The following is a 23310-nucleotide window of genomic DNA, read 5'->3' on the forward strand; positions in this document are numbered from 1 at the left end:
GGCACAAAAAAGGGAGAGCCGTAAGGCCCTCCCCTTTTTATCGAAAGAAACAAGAATCTTTATTTTGTTTACTTGGAGGTAAATCCGTATGCCTACCTCCTCCCTCTGAGTTTAAGCCTCGGAAACAGTCTAGCACGTTTCACCGGGATTTTCAATTCCGGAACCTTTTCAAAATCCCGCTGCTTCAGCTCAGGAACCTTGAAGGAATCGAAATACTTAGTATACCTAGGGATGAAAGTAAACTTCCGAGCACCAGCCCAAAACAAAAGCAAAGAATCAAACACAAGATTCTCATCGATTTTACTCGGACTCTGGCCCGTAGCTTCCACCAAAACCGTTTGACGGAGAATCTTCTTCGCATAAGAAAATACGCGCAGTTTCTTAGTAACAAGATACATTTCATCGGCCAAGTCCCTTATCTTCTTATCAACATCGAAAGTCTGACTAGCAAGAATCACCACATGCTGATAATGACGCTGGAGCTTAAAATAATCTCTAACCTGGGTAGAGAAATTCTTAAAATCTCTATTATCCCAGATCATACCGACCTCATCCACGATGATAACAGACCTGGGAGGAAACTGAACAACACCAACATCTTCCGGACGGATATGATATGTACCAGGACAATTTTCTGTAGAATAGACATTCCAACCACGTTTCAGGTAATCTAAAGCATATTTTGTAAGAAGAGTAGACTTACCACTCCCCTTCTTACCGAAGATGAAAATCAGCTTATAGGGATTTACATACTTTTGAGTACAACGGAAGTAAACAAAAAATAAGATAGGGAAAATAACAAACGCAAAAACAGCAAAAGCAGTCATCAAAAAGACCTCATCAATCGTTTAATCAGGACAAAGGAAAAGCAGAACAGGAAAACACCGAAAACTACAAGGAAAAGACTATTATCAGAAAGAGAAAAAGGGAAAAACAATAGATTAAGCAGAGCTTCAACCAAATCCGGTCCATTCATAAAAACACCTCAAATACAGACAGAGGGGCCCCGGCCAAACTAAAGTTTATGGCCGGGGCCCCTCTATACTCAACTCCGAGACAGGAGACGGCCAAAGATGCCGATCACGCCGCCGATAAAAAGGAACCCTACCGTGAGCAGGAGCAGGGGCTGAGCAACAATAACACCGGCCACATCAGACACAGTATCAAGGACCGAAGTACCGACCGTGCCCAGATCACTGAGGAGAGAAGTCATAGCGGAAGGAGTTTCTGTCAAAAGACCACCTTTCAAAAATCATATCCTAGCCGCGAGAGAGCAGCCGCCCAAAAATGCCGATCACACCACCGATGAAGAGGAAGCCGACAGTCAGCAGAAGCAAAGGCTCACTGGTGATTGTCGAACAGACGGAAGCAACAAAAGTCAAAACCTTAGTAGCAACCTCTCCAAGAGACGTAAGCAAAGCAGCCATATTCCTATCCTCCCTTCTAATAGAGTTGGCGAAATATCTTCACGACCTTACGCAGGAGCCATAAGGCCAAAACGCCCGTAAGAACCATCGTGCCAGTATAAAGATTAAAGATAGACGTGAGCAGGTCAAAGATAGAACCGACCATCAGAGTAAGATCATCCAGCACACTACTTCCCCCCTATCCAGCTGAGCACAGACCAGAGGACAGAGGAAACAAACTGGAGGAACCACAGGAGCAGGAGACAGCAAAACACATAGACAAGAGGTTCAAACCCCTGGGGGACCTCACCAAGGAGGGCGACTACTTCTTCATAAAGCATACGACAAGGACACCTCCAAGAAACAAAAGACCAATGAACGGTAACAGATCAGAAACAGAGTAAGTAGGACTAGGAGAGTCAGGCAAAACCAGATTCGACTCTGAGGGTACCAGATAAAGATCATAATACTGATAACTAGAGCCGCTATAAAGCCGGTAACGAGGAGTAGCAAAAGAGCCAAAGGATACATAGTAAGAAGCCCCCGAAGAATCATACAAAACACCAGTAAAAGAGGCGTCCGAGACATTGAAGAGCCTGCCGGAAGAATCCAGGCCAAGATAGCCATCCTTACGATTGATCGGGAAAAACAGAGCGACTTCACCCAGGCCGGAGGCCGTCCCCTTCACCCAGGAGGAGCCATAAAACGGGAAGCCATCACCAGCAGAGGCCAGAGCAGGGGCGGAGAAAACAACCGGCTCAGAGAGCTCATAAACCGGATCAGCCTCAGCAGCAGAAGCCGGAACCACCAGCAGGAGCGAGACCAGGACACCCAGAAGAAGCGACATACCGACCACCCTACAAATGGAAAATAGCAGCACGAACAATCAAACTAACAAAAATAGACGCCAAAATAATCCACATAACAGAGACACCAAGAAGCTGAACAGAGCCCAACCACTGAACAGAAGTCTGAATAAGGGCAATACACCATTCAATCCAATCCGTCATAAAAAAATCACCTATCTATCAGAAGGAAAAAGATAGAAACCGTTATACAAGTAGACGCAAAAACAAACAATACAGAAGGAAGATACCCAAGAACAACAACAAAAAAAGTAAAAGACTGACCGACTAAAATAAACACCTGAACAAGACCTGAAAAAAAAGAAACAATAGCGTTTAAAACAACCCCCATAGCCTGGGCAAAAGAAGAAAGGAAACCAAGCATCAAGGATACCTCCCACTACCAGCAGAAGAGGAAGAACGAGAACGTGAAAGCCTACCAACAAGAACCGAACAGACAGCCAAAGTCAAAGGGAACACAAAAAGTATCTTATAATCTCCGAAAGCATACCAGATATCTTGAAAAATACCTGTAAGAAGAGCAGGCGCATTTTCAAAATCAGTAGGAAATGTGAAATCAGAAACAGACAAGGAATTAAAGTTATCTGCCATCTTCTGACCCCAGTCAGTTTCAAGGCCTTCCATTTCATCTATCTTAGACTGAGTATTATCGGATATGCCACCTAAAGCATCAGACCCGGAAAGGATAGAAAACGTAAAATCATACCCAAAAAAACTAAGCCAGAGAGAATAAGAAGAAACAGCATCAGAACCAGAAACATAAGACAGAGGATAATCAACCACAAAATAGACAGACGTGATAGGAACCGATTTGGTGAAAATATAAGACCCAAAATCATACCAACCCTTACTATCAGGGTAGAAAGTTTCCATCAAAGCACCATTAACATATAGAGAAAGGCTTTCAGTACTAGGACTATCAGTATAAAAAGGAAAGAGAATACCAGACAACTCAAAAGATGAAAAAGAAGAAAGGCCCTCCAAACTCAAATCATACCTAAAAGACATATTAGGCTCAGATTTATTATAAGGAGGCACACAAAAACCATAGACCCCCTCATAATCACCATTATTCAAATTATCCTGAGTAGGAATAACGGCACTAACATAAAAATTATTTTTATCATAATGAGGTGTAAGTACTACACCATCAACCGGAGAACTACGGAATTCCTCCCAAGCAGGGACAGAAACACCGGCAACAATTTTAGATTCATGATAGACCCTAACGACAGCGGAAACCGTATCATGAGCAAAAGAAAACCGGCTAAAAAGGTCAATACCTGACAAAACAGTAGCAGAAAAACCCGACTCCGCAGCATAAGCAGAAACAGATCTGGAAGCCCTGCGAATTGCAGGAGTATCCCCTATTGCGTACATGCTGTAATCATTGCCTATAAAAGACTCCGAATCCCAGGCGAAACACGTACCAACAAGGAGAGAGGCGGACAGCGACAGAACCACCAACAGACGACGAATCACTTCTACCTCTCCCCTCTTCAAATTCTGGGTGCGGGGGCTGGAATCGAACCAGCGGCCAGTCATGACAAGAGACTAATGTTAGCCACTACACCACCCCGCAGGATCAAACATAGACAACTGCAACGGCGCATTGGACATACAAAGAGGAACTGGAGACTCAGGCGCATAACACGGAAGCTGGAGCGGCTCAGCCGGAAGGTAATCCAACCAGAAAGACCAATCAACATCCTTCACATACCCGGTAGAACAATACTTCCCATCATTCTGGATAAACTCATCCAAAGTAGCATACCGCTCATAACTATACCCCATAGCGACAGCACGGGCCAGACGAATAGAGCAGTAATACATGTGAAGCCCGTAGCCTACACACGCCTCGGCCATATCTTCCGTAATATACTTGGTCACATAATGACCAGCAGCGACAGGATCCTTGATACGGGCAAGACTGCAAAAGCCGAATTTATAAGAGCAATCTCCCCAATTCAAAAAACCGCCATCCACCAGATCGCGAGGATGAATACCACGAACAAAAGGCGTCAGGCGATCAGAAGGAACGCCACGGAGAAACCCGTGAATATGCCAGGCGCCATCTTTATGACGCTCAGGCACTAAGAGATAACGTATCTTACAACGGTACTTCTTGTTATAATCCCGGAGCCATTGAGGGAATACTTTACGAAAAGAGTCCAGGTCATAACGGTCATGCTTAGCCCCATCCAAAGTACAAGTAAAGAAATAATCCCAATCATTACAGATAGCGACCTGAGTAATTACAGACCGGGCACGGGCAATCGCCTGAGACAACTTCTTCTCCGCATCACCAAAAGCCTCACGAGGAGTCGGGAGCCGAGGGATACGAGGCGTATTAAAGCGGATCAGCTTATAATACCCATCACGAAAATACTTGACGCTATAGACTGGACACAACATATAAAAAGCACTCTCCCCGACTTATGTTACAGAGTCAAGTGCCCCACTGGGAGGCCTCAGCCTCCCGGGAGCACCGCGGAGAATGCATGTCATCACGACGTTCATTCACGCAGACGGTCAAACATGGACCGCCGTACCTTAATCCCATGCTCACGGCACAGGTCCAACAATTCAGTGTTCACTACTACCTCACAGCGATAGAGGAACTCAGTATGGTTATAGGAGGCCCGGAGAGCGTCCAATTCCTTTTCAAGGGATTCTATCCGGGCACGGAGGGAAAGAACCTCATTGGAGTCCGTGAGGCTCACAGAGAGGCTTACAGGCCCCTCCCCTACCCTGTCCGCCAACCGGGACAAGGCAGAGACCAAAGGCGAGAGATCAGACCGGGACGATATCCGCGATCTTGCCATACTTGTTATACAGCAGCCGGCACCGAGCGCCGATCTCAGGAACAAAAGACAGAGAGGAAAACCGCCTAGAGGTGACAAAAACCTTCTCGACCCCTACGCCCTCAATATATTCGTCCTCATAAGTAAGATAGAGGTTTGTACCCTCCACCTGCTTGCCATCGGAGCCCGTGAAACTCACGCCACGAATACCGACCAACTCATACACATCATTCATTACTAACTACTCCTTTCTTACTATTTTTTATCATCACGCCAAAAGGCGGGATTAACTATTCTTCTCCGAAACAGGGTCATCAGACTGACGCTCCAATTCAATACGGTCGATAGGGTCAGGAGGCAAAAACCGAAAGACGCAGACCAGGACGCTCCTCATGAAACTTCGCTAGAAAATAGTATTGCGCAGACGCGAAAGAGGCAAAATCCTTATGCCGTCGATCTTCAAACTTCCCAGAAACATAACTTACTCGAAACATACAATTCATCCCTTCTAAAAAAGCAGTGACTAATACTTCACAAAAAATATTATAGTGACGCTTTAGTCACAAATCAATAGTGAAGAATAGGTCACATGATAAAATCAGCAATATAAACAAATGGAGAACCTTAAAAATATGGAAATATACGAAAGATTAAAAGCCACAAGAGAAGACAAAGACATAACGCAAGAACAAGCAGCGCAAGCAGCCGGATGCAGTCGAAGACAATATATAAGACACGAACGAGGAGAACAGGAAATGACCATAAGCAAATTAAAAGCGTTATGTCTTTATTACCACGTATCCGCAGACTACATCTTAGGGCTACCCAAAGGACTTGACTGGCCAAGATAAATAAAGAAAAGAGGTAAAAAAAACATGGAACTAATAACCAGCGCAATAAAATTCATAGTCCCCTGCTTTATACTTGCAACGATTGGAGCCATAATAAAGATGGTAAAAGGAAAATAAAAAAAAGCCGTCTCCCCGCCCAGGGAGGCGGTTTTCTTATGCGCACTACCGCCGCCATCGTGCGGTATTGTTTTGGCACATCTGGGCTTTGCACCATAGCAGGCCAGAGGCCTATGGATACAAGGGTCAAGACGAGCGCCTGCGGCGCCCTTGTATCCGGCCCTCCAGCCTGCTCTTTGTGCTTTGCCAGATGTACCTTGACAAACCAATACACAGCACCGAAGGAGGCGATCAGGTTGCGCAAAAGAAGGTACGCCCTCCCGGCTAACGAGGCGGAGATCGTAAGACTGGCGTTACGCATCACCCTCGACGGCCTGGAGGAAACCAAAAACGACAGCGCCTACATGAAGTGGGTACACGCACGGGCCGAAGAGCTCCTAAACAAACTGCAAAATTATCAATGGGAGGTATTCTAAAATGAAAAATTACCGTGATTGCATCGCAGACGCAAAAATCCTAAGCGAAACACTGGAACATTTGCAAGAAAGAATTGAATCCTTCGCGGAAAGAGAAGAAGAAAACAGAAAACACGCAGAAGAAGAAATAGACAGCCCAGGCTCAGGAGAATACTACGAAGAAGAAGCCAACGAATGCAGAGCAAAAGCAGAAGCCGCCGAAAGACTACTCAAAAAGCTGATAAACGGTACATTCAAATAAAAGAGGGGAGGCCAACCCCTCCCCTCTTCCTTGACAACCATGTTATAATCAAATCACTCAGATCACCAAAGGGAGGCGTTACAATGACAGATCAGGAAATGCTCCAGGCAATGAGCAAAATGATGGACGAAAAACTCGACCCCATCAAAAAAGAGATCAGCACAATAAGAGAAGACCTGGAAGAGACCCGCGAAGAGATCAGCATGATCCGAGAGGACCTGGAGGAAGTACGTACCGGAGTAAATACCCTCCTGGACTGGGCGGAACGGACGAGCCAAGTACTAGAGTTCCCGCTGCCAAAGGTAATCGAATAAAACAAAGGGGAGAGGTAAAAGCCTCTCCCCTTTTCTATGCCAAAACAACGGCAAGAAAGTCTTTATTTTGTTTACTTGGAAATCTCCAACTCTGCCGCCGCGACACCTCCTCTTCTTTGATATTTTTATATTCTTATCATTGCTGGACAGACTAACCAAACACAAAAGCTTTGGAGGGATTTCCTTGAGTTTGATCGCCTGTACCAGCGAATGCATCTACCAGCAGGACGGCTACTGTGTACTCACCCATGCGACGTCGATTGGAACGCCCAGTCATCTGAATTCCTGCGTCAACTTCGCACCACGTAAAGACCATTCACAAAACTGCACTGAGCGCCTCCCGAATATTTCGGACTCGGACAAGCTGTAAGCCCTCAGGTTCCACCAGCTTCATACTGTTTTGAGCTGGGATCAGACACCGTTTAAAGCCCAAACGCCTAACTTCAGAAAGACGCTGCCCCAAGGCGCTGACGGAACGGAGTTCGCCGGTAAGCCCCACCTCGCCAATTGCAGTCAATTCGCCCGGTACAGGCTTGTCCCGAAAACTAGATGCAATGGAAATAATTGCAGCTAAGTCCGCAGCGGGTTCATCCAGATAAAGTCCGCCTATCACATTCATATAGGCGTCACAAGAACTTACTATGAGCCCGCCCCTCTTTTCCAAAACCGCCAGCAAGAGCATCGCGCGGTTGTAGTCAAACCCATTGCTGGTCCTGCGAGGGTTTCCAAAACTTGTAGGGGCAAGCAGCGCCTGGATCTCAGCCAGCACAGGTCGATTTCCCTCCATAACACAAGTCACACAGGTTCCTGGAGTGTCCTTGGGGCGGCCTGCCAATAGTGTCTCGGAGGGATTTGGGACCTCGACGAGACCGCTGTCGGCCATCTCAAAAACACCGATCTCATTGGTGGCTCCGAACCGGTTCTTTGCTGCTCGCAGGATCCGATAGGACATATGGGGCTCCCCTTCAAAGTATAGAACACAGTCTACCATATGTTCCAGTACCTTGGGCCCGGCAATGGAGCCTTCCTTGTTCACATGTCCAATGACGAATACAGTGATTCCCTCTCCTTTTGCGAGCTGCATCAGTGACATGGTACAGCACTTTACCTGACCTACACTGCCTGGAGAAGTAGTCTGCTCCTCGTCGTACATGGTCTGAATAGAGTCCACAATAAGTACATCGGGTTTTAACTCATGGACGGACTCCAGAATATTCTCCAGACTAGTTTCAGCCAGCAGATAAAGGCTCTCACTGCGGACGCCTAACCGCTCGGCCCGCAGCTTGATCTGCCGTTCAGACTCTTCGCCGGATACATAGAGCACTTTGGAAAAGCGGCAAAGATTATCGCAGATTTGAAGCATCAGCGTAGACTTTCCAATCCCCGGAGCACCGCCCACCAAAACCAGAGATCCCTGAACAGCTCCGCCGCCCAAGACACGGTCCAACTCACTCAGGCCTGTGGGGAATCGCAGTTCATCTGTAGTTTCGACCTCTGCAAGAGATTTAGGACGACTGACAGAACTCCCTCTGACAGATATCCCCTGAGCCACAGGACTCCCTTTCTTTTTGGCCTCTTGGGGCTGTTCCACCATAGTATTCCAGCTCCCGCAGGCAGGACACTTCCCTACCCATTTGGGCGTTTCATTGCCGCATTCCGTACAATAAAAAATCGTTTTAGCCCTCATTTTGGAATGGTTCCTCCAAATTTGTCTCAGAATAACCAAGATAAGCTCCCGCCAGTGCAGTTGCGATTTTGGTTTGATAGCCACTGGTTTGAAGCAGGACGTCCTCATCCGGGTTGGATAGAAAGCCGCATTCTACCAAGATAGCCCGGCAGGTAATGTGGTTCATGAGATAAACGGTATCTGGGATTTTAGCAGCTTTCCGCCCGTTTTCAGGATCCAATACCACGCGCAGTGTCTCTTGTGCAAATTTGGCAAAGGGCAGGCTCGACGCTTCGCTTGCATAAAAGACCTGTGCACCGTGATATTTCGAACTGCCGCTGTAGGTATTCTGGTGGATACTGATGAGGGTTGCATTGGGAGTTTCCTCAATGATTTTTACCCGGTTATGAAGATCCGACACTTTTTTTTGACGTAGCGTCTCGGAGCCGGGATCATGAAGGGACACATCCTTTTCCCGAAGCATGATGACATTGGCCCCATAAAGGCCTAGAATGGAGTCCAGCCGCTTCGCAACGGCCAAATTGATGCTGCTCTCCACTGTCCCGGAAGGCGAGACGGCTCCCCCGTCCTCACCGCCGTGTCCGGCATCGATTACGATTGTCTCGGCTGAGAATCGGTCGGGATGCGCCATGGCAGGTACCGTGTTTCCCTTCCAGAGAAAAAGATAATAGCAGGTACTTAACGTTAATATACTCAGCAAGGCGACAGAAAAAATGCGTTTCTCAAAGATCTGTTTCACTGTGGACACCCCCTCTCTGCACTCTATGAGAGGGAGGCATCCGATATGTATTACACCTCAGGCAGGGGTTCCGCAGGGGAACGCTTGTTTAATATCTTTCGGATGGTCAGCAGGTAGACCACGACAGATACCAACGCTCCTCCAAAATCTGAAATGGGGCCGGTAAAGAAGACTGCCTCCGCTCCAAAGGCGGCGGGAAGGGCAAACAGACTTACAAAGTAGATCAGCTTGCGCCAAAATGAGAGCGGCAGCGCGGCCTGGACCACCCCCATTCCAGTAAAGCCATCCACAATTTCATACTGTATCCCCAAGGGGATGATGCCCAATGTATAAATTCTTATGGCGCGCGAAGCCAACGCCACATATTCCGGTTCACGTGTGAAAATCAAAACAAACAAGTGAGGAGCCAGTTGGGCAAACAAGAACAAGAGTGCAGTGAAGGAGACGCAGAGCAGGATAATATACTTTTGCGCCTTGAGCACCCGGTCTGGCCGCCTCGCTCCATAGTTAAAGCCCAGGATGCTCTGCGTGCCCCCCGTGATGCCGCCTAACGGCATGGTAACCATCAGCATAAAGCTCTGCATAATGGTGCAGCAGGTAATCAAGATATCCCCCTGTCCAGGGCCTCCATATCGCTGTAGCACAGCATTCATGGCAATGATCATCCCATTATCGATGGCAATAATCAGAAAGGATGTGAAGCCCACGGTCAGAACCGAACGGACGACCTTGAGCTGGTAGCCGCCAAATGTAATTCGAATCGGCGGGCGCTGTCCGAACAGGAAGAGAAGTACATACGTGCATGACGCCATTTGGGAGAGAACGGTAGCCAAGGCCGCCCCTTTTACCCCCATATCCAAGCTGAAAATAAAAATCGGATCAAGAATAATGTTGAGCACCGCGCCCAAAAGGACCGAGCGCATCCCTGCGTTTGCAAATCCCTGGCAGACGATAAATTGATTCAATCCGGAAGACATCAGGGCAAAGACTGTGCCTAGGAGATAGATTGTGATATAGTCGTTTGCGTATGGGAATGTCAATGCACTGGCGCCAAACCACATCAGGAGCCGTTCCCTCCAGACAAGCGCCAGCGCGGTCAGCAGAGCGGACAGGGCGGCAAGCATCAAAAAGCAATTGGAGAGGATTCTTTGCGCCCCCTCCCGGTCTCCCTCTCCCAGCTTGATGCTCATCAAAGGGGCACCGCCTACCCCGACTAAAAAGGCAAATGCGCCAACTAGGTTCACAATTGGACCGCAGATTCCCACGCCGGCCAGGGCTGTATCGCCGATCTCCGGGATATTCCCGATGTACATCCGGTCCACGATGCTATAGAGTACGCTGACGAATTGCGCCAACATGGAGGGCAGCGCTACACGCAGGACAAGCTGCTTGATGTCGTCTCTGCCCAGGTCATTTACATGCTGCAAAAATTTTTTCTCCCCTAAATCATATTCACTGTGGGCCATTATACCACACCCGCGCTTCAAAAGCAAAATGGTTTCCGGCTTTAAAACGTCAGGTTCCCTTTTGCACCATGTCACATAAGATAAAACGGAGGGGAACTCTGCCGTACAGAGTGTTCTCTCTGAAACCATAGAAGGAGGAATCCTGAATTGTACCCTGACAATGCACCGAACCCCGCCACATGCAGCGATAACTGCGGCACACTGCCCGAATGTGCCCCTCTGGCGGTACCATATGTCCCCTTTCAGCAAAACAATCCAAAGCGATATTCCCAAATGGATGCCCTCAATAATGGGACGCTTTATCCCGGCTTAAATCTCCCCTTCCGTGCCAAAGTCAACGCGGCCAGCCTGCCGCAGACGCCTATGACGGAACTGCAAGCGCTGGAATTTGTGCTCCAGGAGCTGGCGCTCTATCTGGATACGCATCCCTCTGACGGCGAGGCCTTCGAGCTTTTCCGCCAGTATGCCGCTCTGGAGGAGACCGCGCGGGCCGACTATGTAGAGATCGGCGGCCCCATTATGCGCGGCGAAACCGCCAGGAGCAAGACCTACACTTGGCTCCAGGATCCGTGGCCCTGGAACTACACAGAGAAGGAGGGCAAATAAATGTTTTCTTACGAGAAGAAACTACAGTATCCAGTGAAAATCAAGACGCCCAATCCCAAACTGGCGTCCTTCATTATCAGTCAGTATGGCGGACCGGATGGCGAACTCGGCGCATCTTTACGCTATCTGAGCCAGAGATACGCGATGCCCTACGCCGAACTGAAAGGCCTTTTGACCGATATTGGTACAGAAGAACTGGGGCATTTAGAGATGATTGGCGCCATCGTCCATCAGCTCACGCGGAACATCAGCGACACCGATGCTCGTATTGCTGAGTTTGCCCCCTACTTTGTGGACCATACCACAGGGGTCTATCCGACTGCGGCCTCCGGTTTTCCCTGGAGCGCCGCCTCCATGGCTGTAAAAGGCGATGTAATCGCCGACCTTACCGAGGACATGGCCGCGGAGCAAAAGGCCAGAGTCACCTACGATAACATTTTACGCCTTTGTGATGATCCGGACGTTACCGACGTAATCCGGTTCCTCCGTGAGCGGGAGGTCGTCCACTTCCAGAGATTTGGTGAAGCGGTCCGCCTGGCAAAAGAAAAAATGGATCAGAAAAATATTTACTTCACCAATCCCGTTACAGACAAATAATCCCCTTCAGGCCGAAAGCGGCGCAAGGCCGATCGCCTTGCGCCGCTTTGAAATAAGAGAAATCTATTCCGCCTTATGGACGCCATCCGGATGTGAAGCCGCCCACAGCGCTCCAGCGGTGACTGCCCAGTGTTCAGCTGCATCCTTACATTTTCCGCAGAGGGTATGTACATCCTCCGGTGCAGTGAGATCCGTAGACTTTGCTGCGCTCTGATCCACCATGTCCGCCAGCCGTCCATAGTTATCCAGCAGCGGGCAAGGACGCAGATGATTTTGATTGAAAGGCTGATTGTCATGATAGGCCATAAAGAGCGGAGATTGATAGGCCTCCAGAAGGGTTTTATTGTGGATATTGGAGTCTGAATAATGGATAAACGCACAGGGCTCAATGTCCCCCGCCGCATTGATGTGGCAGTAGTGCCGTCCGCCGGCAATACACCCCTCCACATACTCTCCGTCATTCCAGAAATCCAGCGTAAAGATGGGTTTGGAATCCCGGAATTTTCGAATTTGATGGTACATAAACTCCCGCTGCTCGGCAGTGACCATCAACTCCGGCACCGCGTCGGCGCCGATCGGCATATATGTGAAGAACCAAGCAAACTTTGCCCCCCACTCCACCATCTTGTCAAAATAGGCCTCGCTGCCGATAACATCCACATTGGCGCGAGTATAGCAGCAAGAGACGCCGAAGGGCAGCTTTTTGCGCTTGAGTATCTCCATGGCGCGCATCACAGCTTGGAAAGTGCCATGCCCTCTCCTGGAATCTGTCGCCTCTTCAAAGCCTTCTACGCTGATAGCGGGGACAAAATTCTTGACACGCAGCATCTCGTCGGCAAATGCCTCATCGATCAGCGTCGCGTTGGTAAAAGACATAAATACACAGTCGGGATGGCGTTCGCAGAGGGTAATGATATCCTTTTTCCGAACAAGCGGTTCGCCGCCGGTATAGAGATACATGTAGGTACCCAACTCCGTACCCTGGCGGATGATGGAGTCCATCGTATCCAAGTCCATATTCATCTTATTGCCGTATTCCGCCGCCCAGCAGCCTGTACAGTGAAGATTGCAGGCAGAAGTGGGGTCCATCAGGATAGCCCATGGGATATTGCAGCCGTACTTCTCACGGTTGTCACACTCTTTTGGGAACCCGATCAGCGCCGAGTTCACAATAAAATTTTCAAAAAGCGTCTTACGAACTCCGTCGTCGATGTCTGTCCACAGACTTTTAATCAGACGATACCAGTTGTTGTCCGGATCCTCGATCACCTTCCGGGCCTGCTTCCGGGCAGCAGCAAAGACATCTTTTCCCGCAAACTGATCTACCCAGTCCATAATTTTCGGCAGATTCCGATCCGGGTCCTTGTCCAAATAGTCGTACATGATGGACATGCCTGTTTTTTTAACCCGATCCATCAGTCCCATGCAGAATCACTCCTTTTTGAATGCAAAAACATTTCGAAACTGCTTTCGCTTTCGTAGTTCTATTATAAAGCGAATTTTTAAGGACTTCCATAGACAAAACAGGGAAACTGTGTCACAGGACGCAAGATTTCTGGATATGATCTATGTGCCGATCATATCCAGAAACTCCTGCTCAGAGAGCACAGGGACCCCCAGCGTACGAGCCTTTTCCAGTTTGGAGCCCGCCTCTTCTCCGGCCACCACATAGCTGGTTTTTTTGGAGACGGAAGAGGACACCTTCCCGCCCAGCGCCTCAATACATGCTCCGGCTTCAGAACGGCTGAAATGAGCCAGTGTCCCCGTAAGGACAAAGGTTTTTCCGGCAAGCTGATCTCCTGTGCTCTGCGCGCTGCTTGCCATATTCACACCCGCATCCTTCAGCGCAGAGATTAGGTGTTCCGCCTGAGGACTATGGAGCCACGCAACCAGACTCCGCGCCGTAATTTCACCAATATCGTTTACCTCGGTGAGGGTTTCCACCGTCGCCCCGCGCAGTGCGTCCAACGTACCAAAACGGGCGGCCAGGACCTTGGCCGCCTTCTGTCCCACCTGTCGGATACCAAAGGCGAACAAGAGACGGGAAAGGTCGTTCTGCTTGGAACGCTCAATAGCGTGGATCAGGTTTTCCGCGGACTTTGGTCCCATTCGCTCCAATTTGGCAACTTCATCGATCCGCAGGGTGTAAAGGTCTCCCGGAGCCTTCAACAGACCGGCGTTTACCAGACTCTCCACCACGGCCGGTCCCAGCCCTTCAATATCCATGGCATCCCTAGATGCAAAATGCGTTAGATTTCTCAGGAGCTGCGCCGGACACTCGGCGCCGGTACAGCGAATGGCCGCTCCCTCCTCGTCCCGTACTACCGGGGCGCCGCAGACAGGACATTTCCCCGGCAGATGATAGGGGGCTGAATTTGGAAGGCGTTTTTCCTTTACAACTCTTACTACCTCGGGGATGATTTCTCCGGCCTTCTGGACCAAAACGGTATCTCCGATCCGAATATCCTTTTCTGCAATATAGTCCTGGTTGTGCAGACTGGCGCTGGTGACTGTGGTGCCGGCCAGACGCACTGGGCTCAAAGTGGCTTTTGGCGTCAGAACACCGGTGCGCCCCACTTGGACCATGATATCAAGGACCGTAGCCTCCTTTTGCTCCGGCGGGTATTTAAACGCTGCAGCCCAGCGTGGAAACTTTGCGGTACTGCCCAATTCTACACGCTCTGAAAGGGAATTTACCTTTACAACTGCGCCGTCAATGTCGTAGGGGAATTGAATCCGGTTATCTCCAATATCTTCCACCTGTTTCTGGGCCTCACGTATCGTCTGACAGATCTTACGGGGAATCACTTTGAATTTCATCTGCTCCAGAAAATCCAGCGTTTCTGAATGCGTCTGGAACGAGCGGCCCTCCATATACTGGATATTGAAAAGGACAATGTCCAAACGGCGGGCCGCTGCGATTTTAGGGTCCAATTGCCGGAGCGAACCCGCAGCGGCGTTGCGGGGATTTGCAAAAAGGGATTCTCCGTTTTGTTCCCGCTCTTCATTGAGTTTTGCAAATACGGTGCGTGGCATGAACACCTCTCCGCGGACAATGAGGCTGGGCAGTCGTTGTGGCAGCAACATGGGAATGGATTTGATGGTACGAAGATTTTCGGTGACATCCTCTCCCACCAGCCCATCCCCGCGGGTAGCGCCCCTGACAAAAAGGCCATCCCGGTATTCCAGCGCCACAGAGAGGCCGTCTACTTTGGGCTCCACCGTATACTCCACATCCCCAACGCTCTCATGGACTCGCTGGTCGAAGTCGGAGAGTTCTTCCATGGAAAACACATCCTGAAGACTTTCCAGCGGAACACGGTGGCGGACCTCTTCAAATCCGGAGACCGCCTCTCCCCCCACCCGCTGGGTGGGAGAATCCGGTGTGATATACTCCGGGTATGCCTTCTCCAGCTCCTCTAAACGCCGGAGCCGGTGATCATAATCGTAATCGCTCATGGTAGGGCGATCCAAAACATAGTATTCATAGCCAGCCTCGTTGAGCGCGGCACGCAACTGTTCAATCTCCTGTTTTACATCCATGGGAGGTCTCCTCTTCTGTCTTGTATATCACTTTACAGGCTTTTGTCCACCGCGGTCTCCGTCCGGCCAAGGTCCGATATAGTGCATATCCAATTGCTGTGCCCAACGTGTTGAGCCAAAGGTCGTCGATATCGGTGCTGCGTCCCAGGGGAAGCTGGCACAACTCGATGGTGAGTGAGGTGCAGGCTCCGATCAGCAGTGCGATCCGAAAGGTAATTCTGTGCCAAAGCAGTGCGGGGCAAAATCCTAAAGGCAAAAACATAACAATATTTCCCAGGAAACTAATCCAAAATCCCATCCAGATTCCGGCATGCAGCTCTGAGGCCAGGTCCGCAATTATTTGGAACGGGATTAGATTGTAGTGCAGTCCTCCGGAAGATTTTCCGGAGGACTGCACGATCAGCGCAAAAAGCCCCGCAAGAAAAGCGGTGAAGAGCATCAAGCAAAGCTCATGCGCGGCGCTTGTGCCCATATTGTTTCGAGAAAGTCTCCTGCGCCGTAGAGGCAGTGTCGCCGCGCAGAACAGCACCCCGAAGCACCCAGCGGGGAACATTTTGACCATATAAGTTCCGATCACTGCAATCTCGCGCAAAGTACCGCCTCTCTTATGTTCCAAGCTGCAAGTAAGTGTCCGGTACTGCACCCACGATAACAGTTTCCGCCACGGGGACCTGTGCGGTGACCTCGGTCCGTAAGGTATCCCCGGGCAGCAGGATGTCCACAGCGACGGACACATCCAGCAGGATCTGATGCCGGGTCTGGTTGATCCCGGCATAGTCGAACTGATTGTGAAATTCCGCATGGGCGGAACCCACGGCCACCACTTCCACTGGCAGAGATATGCCTCTTCCGGAGAGAAAGTTGATCCCTGTCAGGTTTCCCACCGGAATTGCAAGCTGCTCCTGATCCAGGGTATCCACGGCTGTGACCACAGCGCTGAGAATACTCGTCCGGAGTCGGTTGAGCTCCGCCATATTGCTGGTAAGGGCGGTCACGCGCCCCGTACTGTCCTTTTCCATAGAGATGAGATCTCCGTAGGTGATCCCAACGGAGGATATCTCATTGGCGATGGCGCCATCCAGCGTCTGCGTAACCGTATTGGTCACCTTTGCCGTGGCCATAGCGTTCAGGATTGGATGCAGCCTGATTTCCAGGTATCCGATGAGGAGGAGCGCAAGGCTCACCCCGAGCAGTCCGCTGAGCAGCAGTCCATGCGCCTTTCGGGCTTGGGGCGGTCCCCGTCGCCTGAATCGGGGAAATCCCCATCTGTGCCAAGTCCGCATATATAAGGTCACCCCCATATGCAGACTTTATGCGCACACCGGCTTGTATCAGTCCTTTAAAAGTTCCTCCACGGCCAAAAGCACGCCCGCTTTCCCGGATTCATAGGTGAGGCCGCCCTGAAGATAGAGGGTATAGGGCTCACGCATGGGAGCGTCGCAGGAGAGCTCGATGGAAGCCCCCTGGATAAAAGCGCCAGCCGCCATGATGACAGGGCAGTCATAGCCCGGCATATCCCAGGGCTCCGGCGTCACGTAGGAGTCGACCGGCGCCCCCATCTGGATACCTTTGCAAAACTTTTTCAGCTTTTCCGGCTCACCGAAATGAATCATCTGAATGATATCGTGCCGCAGCGCACTGGAGGCGGGCTCAGCCCGATAACCAAGCAGTTCCATCGTCTTGGCGGCAAATACAGCGGTCTTTACCGCCTGAGCCACGGTGTGGGGTGCAAGGAAAAGTCCCTGATAGAGCAGACGATTGTTTCCCAAAGTAGAGCCGCATTCTCTGCCGATTCCAGGCGTAGTGAGGCGCATAGAGGCCGCCTCCACCAGATCGCGGCGTCCGGCGATGTATCCCCCGGTGGGCGCAAGACCGCCCCCCGGGTTTTTGATGAGGGACCCCACGACCAGATCCGCCCCGGCCTGTGTTGGTTCACGCTCCTCCACAAACTCTCCGTAGCAGTTGTCTACCAAGATATTGACCCCAGGGTTGGCGCTGCGAATGGCGGCGCACAGCGTTCCAATTTCATCCACAGAGAGAGAAGCTCGGGTCGCATATCCCCTTGAGCGCTGGATCAGCACCGTACTTACGGAGGGGGCCTTTACCGCCTCCACGATTCCCTCCACATCCGGGCGGTCCTCGGGGGTGACATCTACCTGACGGTAGTTTACGCCATACTGCTTGAGCGATCCTGGGCCTTTATCCACCACTCCGATCACGCCTAAAAGGGTATCATAAGGAGCGCCCACCGCCGAAACCAGAGTATCTCCCGGCTTCAGCGCGCCAAAAAGCGCGCAAGAGATGGCATGTGTGCCGTTGACAAAGCCGATTCGGACCAGAGCATCTTCCGTCCCAAAAAGGTCCGCAAAAATGGCGTCCAACTGGTCACGGCCCAGGTCATCGTATCCATAGCCGGTGGTCCCGGCAAAATAGGACTCCGCCACCCGATGTCTCTGGAAGGCGGCCAGGACCTTCTGGGTATTCTCCTCCGCAATGGCGTCAATGCGTGCAAACTGTTCCCCCAGTGCCGCCTGCGCCTCCCTGCCCAATGTGCGGACGTGATCGCTTATCTGTAATGGCATTTCCCTTTTCACACTCTGCTTTCCTAATAGTTTTATTATAGACTGGCTTCTGCAAAAGCGCAAACCAGCCGGGCACAGGCCTCTACATCGCCGCGGTCCACCATCTCTTGCGGAGTATGGACATATCGGCATGGGATGGAAATTCCACCGGTCAGTACCCCCATCTTCGTGGTATAGATGCTTCCGGCATCGGTGCCGCCGGATCGGATGACATCCATCTGGACATCGATCCCCCGCTCCCCGGCCAGCGCCGATAATTTGGAGACCATTTCAGGGTGACATATGATGGAGGAGTCCATGACCTTGATCGCCGCGCCTCCGCCCAGCCTGCTGCTGCCGGAGTGCTTACTGCCCAATTCATCGGCGGATACGGTCACGTCCACTGCAATGCCGTAGTCCGGATCGATGGCGTAGGCTGCAGTTTTCGCCCCGCGCAGCCCCAGCTCCTCCTGGACGGTAAATACAAAATAGAGATCGTTCTCGCTCTTTTGGAACTGCTCCATCGCCATCAGAAGGACAATGCAGGAAATGCGATTGTCCATGTAGGGGGAGACCAGACGGTCTCCCGCGCCAAAGGTGGGAGTATCATAGACTGCGGTATCGCCAATGCCCACCATTGCGCGTGCCTCCTCTTCGTCATGGGCCCCAATGTCAATATAGAGATCCTCCAAAGTCATTTCCTTGGGCTCGACACCCTCGTTCAGGCAGATCACGCCCCGCACTCCGTTTTTAAAGCGTACAGGTGTGGCGATCAGGTCAGGCGCATGGAGGCCGCCCACTTTGCAGAAGCGGACAAAGCCCTCCTTCTCAATATAGGTGGCGATGAAGCCGATGGAGTCCATATGGGCTGCAAACAGGACCCGTGACCCAGCCCCCTTCTTGTGGGCAATCAGATTCCCCATGGTGTCCCGGCGGCACTCGTCTACAAAGGGCATGGCCAGCTTCTCCAGCAGCGAAGCCACCTCTGCTTCGTCTCCAGAGGGGCCGTGACAGGCATTTAAGCTTTGCAGCGTTTTTAAAATATTCATTTCCTATCCTCCCGTATTATAAGCATGCGACGGCTTCAATCCACTTCCTCGCCAAAGCATGCATATGATCAAAATCCTGGACGCAAGCCACACTGGATGGCGCGTGCAGATAGCGCACGGCCACGGATATTGCCGCCACCCTGACGCCCTCCTTGGTACGTTGGACGGCAGATGCGTCGTTGCCGCCCGAGATGCCGCTTTTCAACTGCCATGGAATCTGGTGCTTTTCGCCCAACTCCCGCATCAGCTCAAAAAGTTCGCGGTCGTATACCGTGCCTCCGTCCATGAACGAGAGAACCGGACCCCTTCCGGGGACGGCCACCTGTCTGTGGCTGTCGGTTCCTGGCAGATCTGCCGCCGTGGTCCCCTCCAGGACCAGCGCGATCTCCGGCGTCACGGAAAAGGCGGCCCCAAAAGCCCCTCGGGTCCCCACTTCCTCCTGTGTGGAAAATACGAAGGTACAGTCCATGGGAAGCTCCTCTTCCAGGAGCTTGAGCATAACGGCACATCCCACCCGGTCGTCAATTGCCTTCGCTTTAAACATCCCGCATCCAAATTCCACAGCATCGCTCTCAAAGGAGACCAGGGCCCCCAATGCGACTGCGGCTTCCGCGTCCGCCCGGTCCCTGGCTCCGATGTCAATATACATATCTTCAAATTTGGGGACGTTCTTTTCCTCTTCCGCACTGACCAGATGATACGCCTTGAGACCGATTGCGCCCTGGACCCGTCCCAGACCCACGCTGACCCGTTTGCCGATCACGACCCTGGGATCGATCCCGCCTACCGGAGCAAATTTCAAATATCCATCCTCTGTGATGTCATTGACGATAAAACCGACTTCATCCATGTGGGCGGTCAGCATCAGCTTGTTTCCGGTGGCCTTCGCCCCTTTTTTGAATACAATGAGGTTGCCCAGGGCGTCGGTCCGCATCGCTTCGGCATAAGGGGCAGCCTTTTCACGGATAAAGGCCCGGACTTCATCCTCTCCGCTGGAGACGCCGTTGAGCAGGCACAATTCCTTTACAAGACTCAGCATATGCTTCCGGCCTCCTTCCCCAAATGTTCGGCAAAGGCGGCCAAGAGCTGCGCTGTCTGCTCGATATCCGCCAGGTCCAGCACCTCGATAGGGCTGTGCATATATTTCAGCGGCAGGGATACCACAGAGGTAGCCACACCTTCGCGGACTATCTGCATGTGCCAGCCATTGGTGCCGGTGTGCCCCTCCATGACCTCCAGATCATAGGGAATTCCAAGCTCACGGGCCTTGCCGACCATACGCTCCGTCATCCAGCGCGTCATATTGGGCCCCACTCCAATTTGTGGGCCGCCGCCGATATTGCTGCGGCGGCCCTTTCCCATATCGGGCGTCTTGGCATGTGTGACGTCCACCGCCACACAGTAATCGGGATGTATCCCGTAGGTCCCCACCTTGGCCCCCGCTCCGCTGACCTCTTCCCGGGTGCTGCCCATCACATAGAGGTCAACATCCAGCGGCTTGTCCTTCAAAAGCTCCGCCGTCCGCAGGAGGATGGTAAAGCAGGACCGGTCATCCATAGATTTGCCGCAGAGCCTTCCGTTCTTCAAATCGAAGCATCCGCCGCGAAAGACCATAGGAGTGCCGATGGGAACTGTACGCTCGGCTTCTTTTTGGTCCATACCGATATCTACGCGCAACTCGGAAATTGGGATGGCCTTCTTGGTATCCCCCGGCTTGAGCACATGGGGCGGCAGACAGGTCACCACGCCTAAGATAGAGGGATGCGTGAGCACGGTGAGTTCCCGGTCCGGCAGCATGCGGGGATCTACTCCGCCGATGGTGCGGAAACGGAGAAATCCATCCTCAACTCCGGTCACCATCAGGCCGATTTCATCTAAATGAGCATCCAAAAGCAAGCGGGGGGCTCCCGGCTTGCCACAAAGGCGCACCCCCACCGCATTTCCGAAGCGGTCTACATTGGCTTCGTCCAGAAAGGGCCGCATCAGCTCGGCCGCCTGCTCCGCTACAGGGTGCTCAAAGCCTGAAGGACCTGCCATAGCACTCAGTGTACCAAGTGTCTCTCTGATATTCAAAGTCTTCCCTCCTTGGCAGGAAACTCGTCGTTCCGCCGTCTGAATTGTCCGTATATCCACGTGCCCTTGGAACCGGGCCTACAGCTCATAGATGATCTTCTTGAATGCTTCGCCACGCTGGGCAAAGTTTTTGAACTGGTCAAACGAGGCACAGGCCGGTGAGAAGAGGACCACATCCCCTGGCTGGGCCATACCGTGGGCTGCCATCACAGCGGCGCTGAAATCCTCATATTGGGAGATGGACGGCTCGCCACGGTATTCCGCGCATCCCCGGACCGCCGCACTGATCTTATCCGCCGTGGCGCCGGTGAGGACCAGATGCTTCACATGAGCGACCACCTCGGGCCCCAGCACATCAAAGGGGATATGCTTGTCATACCCTCCGGCAATCAGAATGACCTTGTCCGGGAAGGAGCGCAGTCCGGCGATGGTCCTGGAGGGGCTGGAGGCGATGGAGTCGTTGTAATACCGCACGCCGTTCCGCGTGCGCACCAGCTCGATACGGTGCTCCACCCCGCCAAACTCCGCGGCAAACTTGCGGATCACCTCGTCGGGCACCATGCCGTCTACTGCGGCGATGGCGGCCATGTAGTTCTCCACATTATGCTCACCCGGGAGAAGGATCCCGTCCAGGGGGAGAACCGATCTCCTGCCCTGATCGTTGGCGACCCAGATCGCGCCATCCTTCCCATACACACCTTGGGAGAGCTCCTGCCTGAGGCTGAAGGAGACGGCCCGGCCGGGGGTCTCCTCGAGAAACTCACGCGTGATCTCATTATCATAGTTGAATACGGCGCGGTCCGCTGTACCCTGATGCAGAAAAATATTTTTCTTTGCCGCAGTATACTCCTCCATGGACGTGTGAACATCCAAATGGTTGGGCGCAAGATTGGTGACCACTGCGATCTCAGGACTCAGGTCCATGGTCATCAGTTGGAAAGAGGAGAGCTCCAGTACGGCCCAATCGTCCGGCTCCATCCCGTCTGCGTCGGCCAGAAGGGGGCGGCCAATATTGCCGCCTACAAAAGTATGATAGCCGGCCGCTTTTAAAAGCGAGGCAATGATCGTCGTCGTGGTGGTCTTTCCATCGCTTCCTGTAACCCCAATGGTATGGCATGGGCAGACTTGGAAAAACGCTTCCATTTCAGAGGTGATCATGCTGCCCTTTGCCTGGGCCGACAAAAGTTCGGGAACATCGGGGCGCAACCCGGGTGTGCGGAAGATCACATCCTGATCCAGACCTCTCAGATAGTCAGGCCCCAGGCGCAATTCGGCCCCCAGACTCTCCAGTTCCTCCGCCAAGCCGCCGAAATCCTCGCGGCGATTCTTATCGCAGGCGGTAACGCGGATTCCTGTCCGCAACAGCATTTTAATAAGCGGCGTGTTGGATACGCCGATGCCGATCACAGCCACTGTTTTCCCCTTGAGCCCGGCCAGATATTCTTTGAGCGTCATTTGCACTGCCGTTCCCCCTTTTGATCGTAATATCGTAAAATTTATTATATCTTATTGCGCAGAATATTTCAATCGAATTGACAGTGTGCTTCTCTTCCGATATAATAAAACACTGCAAGCAGGCTGGACAGCCACGTGGACAGTGCCGAAAGGCCGTTCATGAGGAAAGTCCGGGCTCCACAGGGCAAGGATAACGGGTAACGCCCGCCGGAGGCAACTCTAGGAAAAGTGCAACAGAGAGATACCGCCTCGCCCCTTGAATGCGCTTTCTGTAAGGACTTTGTTTTTGCGGGAACATGCGTCGGCGAGGTAAGGGTGGAAAGGTGAGGTAAGAGCTCACCCGATGGCTGGAGACTGCCCATCGATGTAAACTCTATCCGGAGCAACACCGTGGAGGGACACACGGCCGGCCCGGCCGTCCCGGGGAGGTGGCTGGAACGCGTTGGCAACGGCGCGTCTAGATAGATGGCTGTCTTAAATGACAGAACCCGGCTTACAGGCCTACTTGCATACAGGAAG

General features: G+C 51.8%; 27 protein-coding genes, 1 tRNA gene and 1 other RNA gene. 7 read left to right on the top strand and 22 right to left on the bottom strand.

All coding sequences use genetic code 11. The features are described from left to right. Nucleotides 1–92 precede the first annotated feature (92 nt). The 10 genes from ABUA09_RS00960 to ABUA09_RS01005 all read right to left on the bottom strand — a co-directional run bounded on the left by ABUA09_RS00960 (nt 93) and on the right by ABUA09_RS01005 (nt 5311). Nucleotides 93–827, bottom strand: coding sequence for an ATP-binding protein (locus ABUA09_RS00960; RefSeq protein WP_208319115.1), 735 nt, complete (start codon nt 825–827; stop codon nt 93–95). 218 nt (nt 828–1045) lie between these two features. Next, nucleotides 1046–1234 (bottom strand): hypothetical protein, encoded by a 189-nt coding sequence (locus ABUA09_RS00965; protein ID WP_208319116.1) that lies wholly within the window; start codon nt 1232–1234, stop codon nt 1046–1048. Nucleotides 1235–1259: 25 nt separating this feature from the next. Next, nucleotides 1260–1427 (bottom strand): hypothetical protein, encoded by a 168-nt coding sequence (locus ABUA09_RS00970; protein WP_156113726.1) that lies wholly within the window; start codon nt 1425–1427, stop codon nt 1260–1262. Between the two features lie 301 nt (nt 1428–1728). Continuing rightward, a complete protein-coding gene (locus ABUA09_RS00975) occupies nt 1729–2253 on the bottom strand; it encodes a hypothetical protein (RefSeq protein WP_208319117.1) in 525 nt (174 codons plus the stop codon). 170 nt (nt 2254–2423) lie between these two features. Continuing rightward, a complete protein-coding gene (locus tag ABUA09_RS00980) occupies nt 2424–2636 on the bottom strand; it encodes a hypothetical protein (protein WP_208319118.1) in 213 nt (70 codons plus the stop codon). After that, a complete protein-coding gene (locus ABUA09_RS00985; protein WP_279201875.1) occupies nt 2636–3754 on the bottom strand; it encodes a hypothetical protein in 1119 nt (372 codons plus the stop codon). The genes ABUA09_RS00980 and ABUA09_RS00985 overlap by 1 nt, the downstream gene beginning before the upstream one ends. 25 nt (nt 3755–3779) lie before the next feature. Then, a tRNA-Thr gene (locus ABUA09_RS00990) sits at nt 3780–3854 on the bottom strand. Continuing rightward, entirely contained in the window at nt 3833–4687 is an 855-nt protein-coding gene (locus ABUA09_RS00995; RefSeq protein ID WP_208319120.1) for a rolling circle replication-associated protein, read from the bottom strand. Before ABUA09_RS00995 ends, ABUA09_RS00990 begins: the two co-directional genes overlap by 22 nt. A 101-nt stretch (nt 4688–4788) precedes the next feature. Then, nucleotides 4789–4995 (bottom strand): hypothetical protein, encoded by a 207-nt coding sequence (locus tag ABUA09_RS01000; protein WP_208319121.1) that lies wholly within the window; start codon nt 4993–4995, stop codon nt 4789–4791. Between the two features lie 70 nt (nt 4996–5065). After that, nucleotides 5066–5311, bottom strand: a complete 246-nt coding sequence (locus tag ABUA09_RS01005) for a hypothetical protein (protein WP_208319122.1) — start codon at nt 5309–5311, stop codon at nt 5066–5068. A 397-nt stretch (nt 5312–5708) separates the two neighbouring features. Here ABUA09_RS01005 and ABUA09_RS01010 point away from each other — a divergent pair, with 397 nt between their 5' ends. The 4 genes from ABUA09_RS01010 to ABUA09_RS01025 all read left to right on the top strand — a co-directional run bounded on the left by ABUA09_RS01010 (nt 5709) and on the right by ABUA09_RS01025 (nt 7015). Then, complete coding sequence (locus tag ABUA09_RS01010) at nt 5709–5927, top strand: helix-turn-helix transcriptional regulator (protein ID WP_195615481.1); 219 nt, start codon at nt 5709–5711, stop codon at nt 5925–5927. 353 nt (nt 5928–6280) lie between these two features. Beyond that, complete coding sequence (locus ABUA09_RS01015; protein WP_033116695.1) at nt 6281–6460, top strand: hypothetical protein; 180 nt, start codon at nt 6281–6283, stop codon at nt 6458–6460. Between the two features lies 1 nt (nt 6461). Beyond that, complete coding sequence (locus ABUA09_RS01020; protein WP_208319124.1) at nt 6462–6701, top strand: hypothetical protein; 240 nt, start codon at nt 6462–6464, stop codon at nt 6699–6701. Nucleotides 6702–6784: 83 nt separating this feature from the next. Next, nucleotides 6785–7015 carry a hypothetical protein gene (locus tag ABUA09_RS01025; RefSeq protein WP_208319125.1) on the top strand — a complete coding sequence of 77 codons (231 nt, stop codon included), beginning with the start codon at nt 6785–6787 and terminating at the stop codon, nt 7013–7015. 316 nt (nt 7016–7331) lie between these two features. On the opposite strand, the gene radA is transcribed toward ABUA09_RS01025, so the two are convergent. The 3 genes from radA to ABUA09_RS01040 are packed head-to-tail and all read right to left on the bottom strand — an operon-like array spanning nt 7332 to nt 10868. Next, nucleotides 7332–8702: a DNA repair protein RadA gene (radA, locus tag ABUA09_RS01030; RefSeq protein WP_033116693.1), complete on the bottom strand. Its 1371-nt coding sequence runs from the start codon at nt 8700–8702 to the stop codon at nt 7332–7334. Then, on the bottom strand, nt 8692–9441 hold the full coding sequence (locus ABUA09_RS01035) for an N-acetylmuramoyl-L-alanine amidase (RefSeq protein WP_147586118.1): 750 nt from the start codon (nt 9439–9441) through the stop codon (nt 8692–8694). Before ABUA09_RS01035 ends, radA begins: the two co-directional genes overlap by 11 nt. A 50-nt stretch (nt 9442–9491) precedes the next feature. Beyond that, entirely contained in the window at nt 9492–10868 is a 1377-nt protein-coding gene (locus ABUA09_RS01040; protein ID WP_208319126.1) for an MATE family efflux transporter, read from the bottom strand. Between the two features lie 186 nt (nt 10869–11054). Here ABUA09_RS01040 and ABUA09_RS01045 point away from each other — a divergent pair, with 186 nt between their 5' ends. Together ABUA09_RS01045 and ABUA09_RS01050 are read left to right on the top strand one after the other, a co-directional pair. After that, nucleotides 11055–11513 carry a spore coat protein CotJB gene (locus ABUA09_RS01045; RefSeq protein ID WP_058117713.1) on the top strand — a complete coding sequence of 153 codons (459 nt, stop codon included), beginning with the start codon at nt 11055–11057 and terminating at the stop codon, nt 11511–11513. Beyond that, entirely contained in the window at nt 11514–12110 is a 597-nt protein-coding gene (locus ABUA09_RS01050) for a manganese catalase family protein (RefSeq protein WP_033116692.1), read from the top strand. A 63-nt stretch (nt 12111–12173) separates the two neighbouring features. Here the strand turns inward: ABUA09_RS01050 and ABUA09_RS01055 are convergent, their stop codons facing one another. The 9 genes from ABUA09_RS01055 to murD form a co-directional block, all read right to left on the bottom strand. Further along, nucleotides 12174–13535 carry a radical SAM/SPASM domain-containing protein gene (locus ABUA09_RS01055; RefSeq protein WP_279204867.1) on the bottom strand — a complete coding sequence of 454 codons (1362 nt, stop codon included), beginning with the start codon at nt 13533–13535 and terminating at the stop codon, nt 12174–12176. A gap of 141 nt (nt 13536–13676) precedes the next feature. Then, nucleotides 13677–15653 carry an NAD-dependent DNA ligase LigA gene (ligA, locus tag ABUA09_RS01060; RefSeq protein WP_195614467.1) on the bottom strand — a complete coding sequence of 659 codons (1977 nt, stop codon included), beginning with the start codon at nt 15651–15653 and terminating at the stop codon, nt 13677–13679. Next, nucleotides 15631–16245 carry a VanZ family protein gene (locus tag ABUA09_RS01065; protein ID WP_081959787.1) on the bottom strand — a complete coding sequence of 205 codons (615 nt, stop codon included), beginning with the start codon at nt 16243–16245 and terminating at the stop codon, nt 15631–15633. Before ABUA09_RS01065 ends, ligA begins: the two co-directional genes overlap by 23 nt. Nucleotides 16246–16258: 13 nt before the next feature. Then, nucleotides 16259–16954, bottom strand: coding sequence for a sporulation protein YunB (yunB, locus tag ABUA09_RS01070; RefSeq protein WP_082636035.1), 696 nt, complete (start codon nt 16952–16954; stop codon nt 16259–16261). Between the two features lie 30 nt (nt 16955–16984). Next, nucleotides 16985–18235 (bottom strand): methionine gamma-lyase family protein, encoded by a 1251-nt coding sequence (locus ABUA09_RS01075; protein WP_058118747.1) that lies wholly within the window; start codon nt 18233–18235, stop codon nt 16985–16987. A gap of 35 nt (nt 18236–18270) precedes the next feature. Further along, nucleotides 18271–19263, bottom strand: coding sequence for a M42 family metallopeptidase (locus tag ABUA09_RS01080; protein ID WP_058117717.1), 993 nt, complete (start codon nt 19261–19263; stop codon nt 18271–18273). A gap of 16 nt (nt 19264–19279) precedes the next feature. Then, nucleotides 19280–20302: a M42 family metallopeptidase gene (locus ABUA09_RS01085; RefSeq protein WP_195969455.1), complete on the bottom strand. Its 1023-nt coding sequence runs from the start codon at nt 20300–20302 to the stop codon at nt 19280–19282. Beyond that, nucleotides 20296–21336, bottom strand: coding sequence for a zinc-binding metallopeptidase family protein (locus tag ABUA09_RS01090; RefSeq protein ID WP_242943921.1), 1041 nt, complete (start codon nt 21334–21336; stop codon nt 20296–20298). Before ABUA09_RS01090 ends, ABUA09_RS01085 begins: the two co-directional genes overlap by 7 nt. Nucleotides 21337–21414: 78 nt before the next feature. Further along, the gene (gene murD, locus ABUA09_RS01095) at nt 21415–22791 is read right to left on the bottom strand and encodes a UDP-N-acetylmuramoyl-L-alanine--D-glutamate ligase (RefSeq protein ID WP_075703869.1); all 1377 of its coding nucleotides are present in this window, start codon (nt 22789–22791) and stop codon (nt 21415–21417) included. A 115-nt stretch (nt 22792–22906) separates the two neighbouring features. Here murD and rnpB point away from each other — a divergent pair. Then, nucleotides 22907–23303: RNase P RNA component class A (gene rnpB / locus ABUA09_RS01100), an RNA gene on the top strand. Nucleotides 23304–23310 lie beyond the last annotated feature (7 nt).

This window comes from Intestinimonas sp. RTP31139st1_F5_RTP31139_211217 (genome assembly GCF_040226735.1).
Lineage (GTDB): Bacteria > Bacillota > Clostridia > Oscillospirales > Oscillospiraceae > Intestinimonas > Intestinimonas butyriciproducens.

Excerpts from the sequence above, each read along its gene's own strand:
- ABUA09_RS01010 (WP_195615481.1), top strand. The coding sequence starts at position 5,709 with ATGGAAATATACGAAAGATTAAAAGCCACAAGAGAAGACAAAGACATA.
- ABUA09_RS00995 (WP_208319120.1), bottom strand. The coding sequence starts at position 4,687 with ATGTTGTGTCCAGTCTATAGCGTCAAGTATTTTCGTGATGGGTATTAT.
- ABUA09_RS00960 (WP_208319115.1), bottom strand. The coding sequence starts at position 827 with ATGACTGCTTTTGCTGTTTTTGCGTTTGTTATTTTCCCTATCTTATTT.
- ABUA09_RS01055 (WP_279204867.1), bottom strand. The coding sequence starts at position 13,535 with ATGGGACTGATGGATCGGGTTAAAAAAACAGGCATGTCCATCATGTAC.
- ligA (WP_195614467.1), bottom strand. The coding sequence starts at position 15,653 with ATGGATGTAAAACAGGAGATTGAACAGTTGCGTGCCGCGCTCAACGAG.
- ABUA09_RS01020 (WP_208319124.1), top strand. The coding sequence starts at position 6,462 with ATGAAAAATTACCGTGATTGCATCGCAGACGCAAAAATCCTAAGCGAA.
- radA (WP_033116693.1), bottom strand. The coding sequence starts at position 8,702 with ATGAGGGCTAAAACGATTTTTTATTGTACGGAATGCGGCAATGAAACG.
- ABUA09_RS00975 (WP_208319117.1), bottom strand. The coding sequence starts at position 2,253 with ATGTCGCTTCTTCTGGGTGTCCTGGTCTCGCTCCTGCTGGTGGTTCCG.
- ABUA09_RS01075 (WP_058118747.1), bottom strand. The coding sequence starts at position 18,235 with ATGCCATTACAGATAAGCGATCACGTCCGCACATTGGGCAGGGAGGCG.
- yunB (WP_082636035.1), bottom strand. The coding sequence starts at position 16,954 with ATGGGGGTGACCTTATATATGCGGACTTGGCACAGATGGGGATTTCCC.
- ABUA09_RS00980 (WP_208319118.1), bottom strand. The coding sequence starts at position 2,636 with ATGCTTGGTTTCCTTTCTTCTTTTGCCCAGGCTATGGGGGTTGTTTTA.
- ABUA09_RS01050 (WP_033116692.1), top strand. The coding sequence starts at position 11,514 with ATGTTTTCTTACGAGAAGAAACTACAGTATCCAGTGAAAATCAAGACG.
- murD (WP_075703869.1), bottom strand. The coding sequence starts at position 22,791 with ATGACGCTCAAAGAATATCTGGCCGGGCTCAAGGGGAAAACAGTGGCT.
- ABUA09_RS01080 (WP_058117717.1), bottom strand. The coding sequence starts at position 19,263 with ATGAATATTTTAAAAACGCTGCAAAGCTTAAATGCCTGTCACGGCCCC.
- ABUA09_RS00970 (WP_156113726.1), bottom strand. The coding sequence starts at position 1,427 with ATGGCTGCTTTGCTTACGTCTCTTGGAGAGGTTGCTACTAAGGTTTTG.
- ABUA09_RS01025 (WP_208319125.1), top strand. The coding sequence starts at position 6,785 with ATGACAGATCAGGAAATGCTCCAGGCAATGAGCAAAATGATGGACGAA.
- ABUA09_RS01005 (WP_208319122.1), bottom strand. The coding sequence starts at position 5,311 with ATGAATGATGTGTATGAGTTGGTCGGTATTCGTGGCGTGAGTTTCACG.
- ABUA09_RS01085 (WP_195969455.1), bottom strand. The coding sequence starts at position 20,302 with ATGCTGAGTCTTGTAAAGGAATTGTGCCTGCTCAACGGCGTCTCCAGC.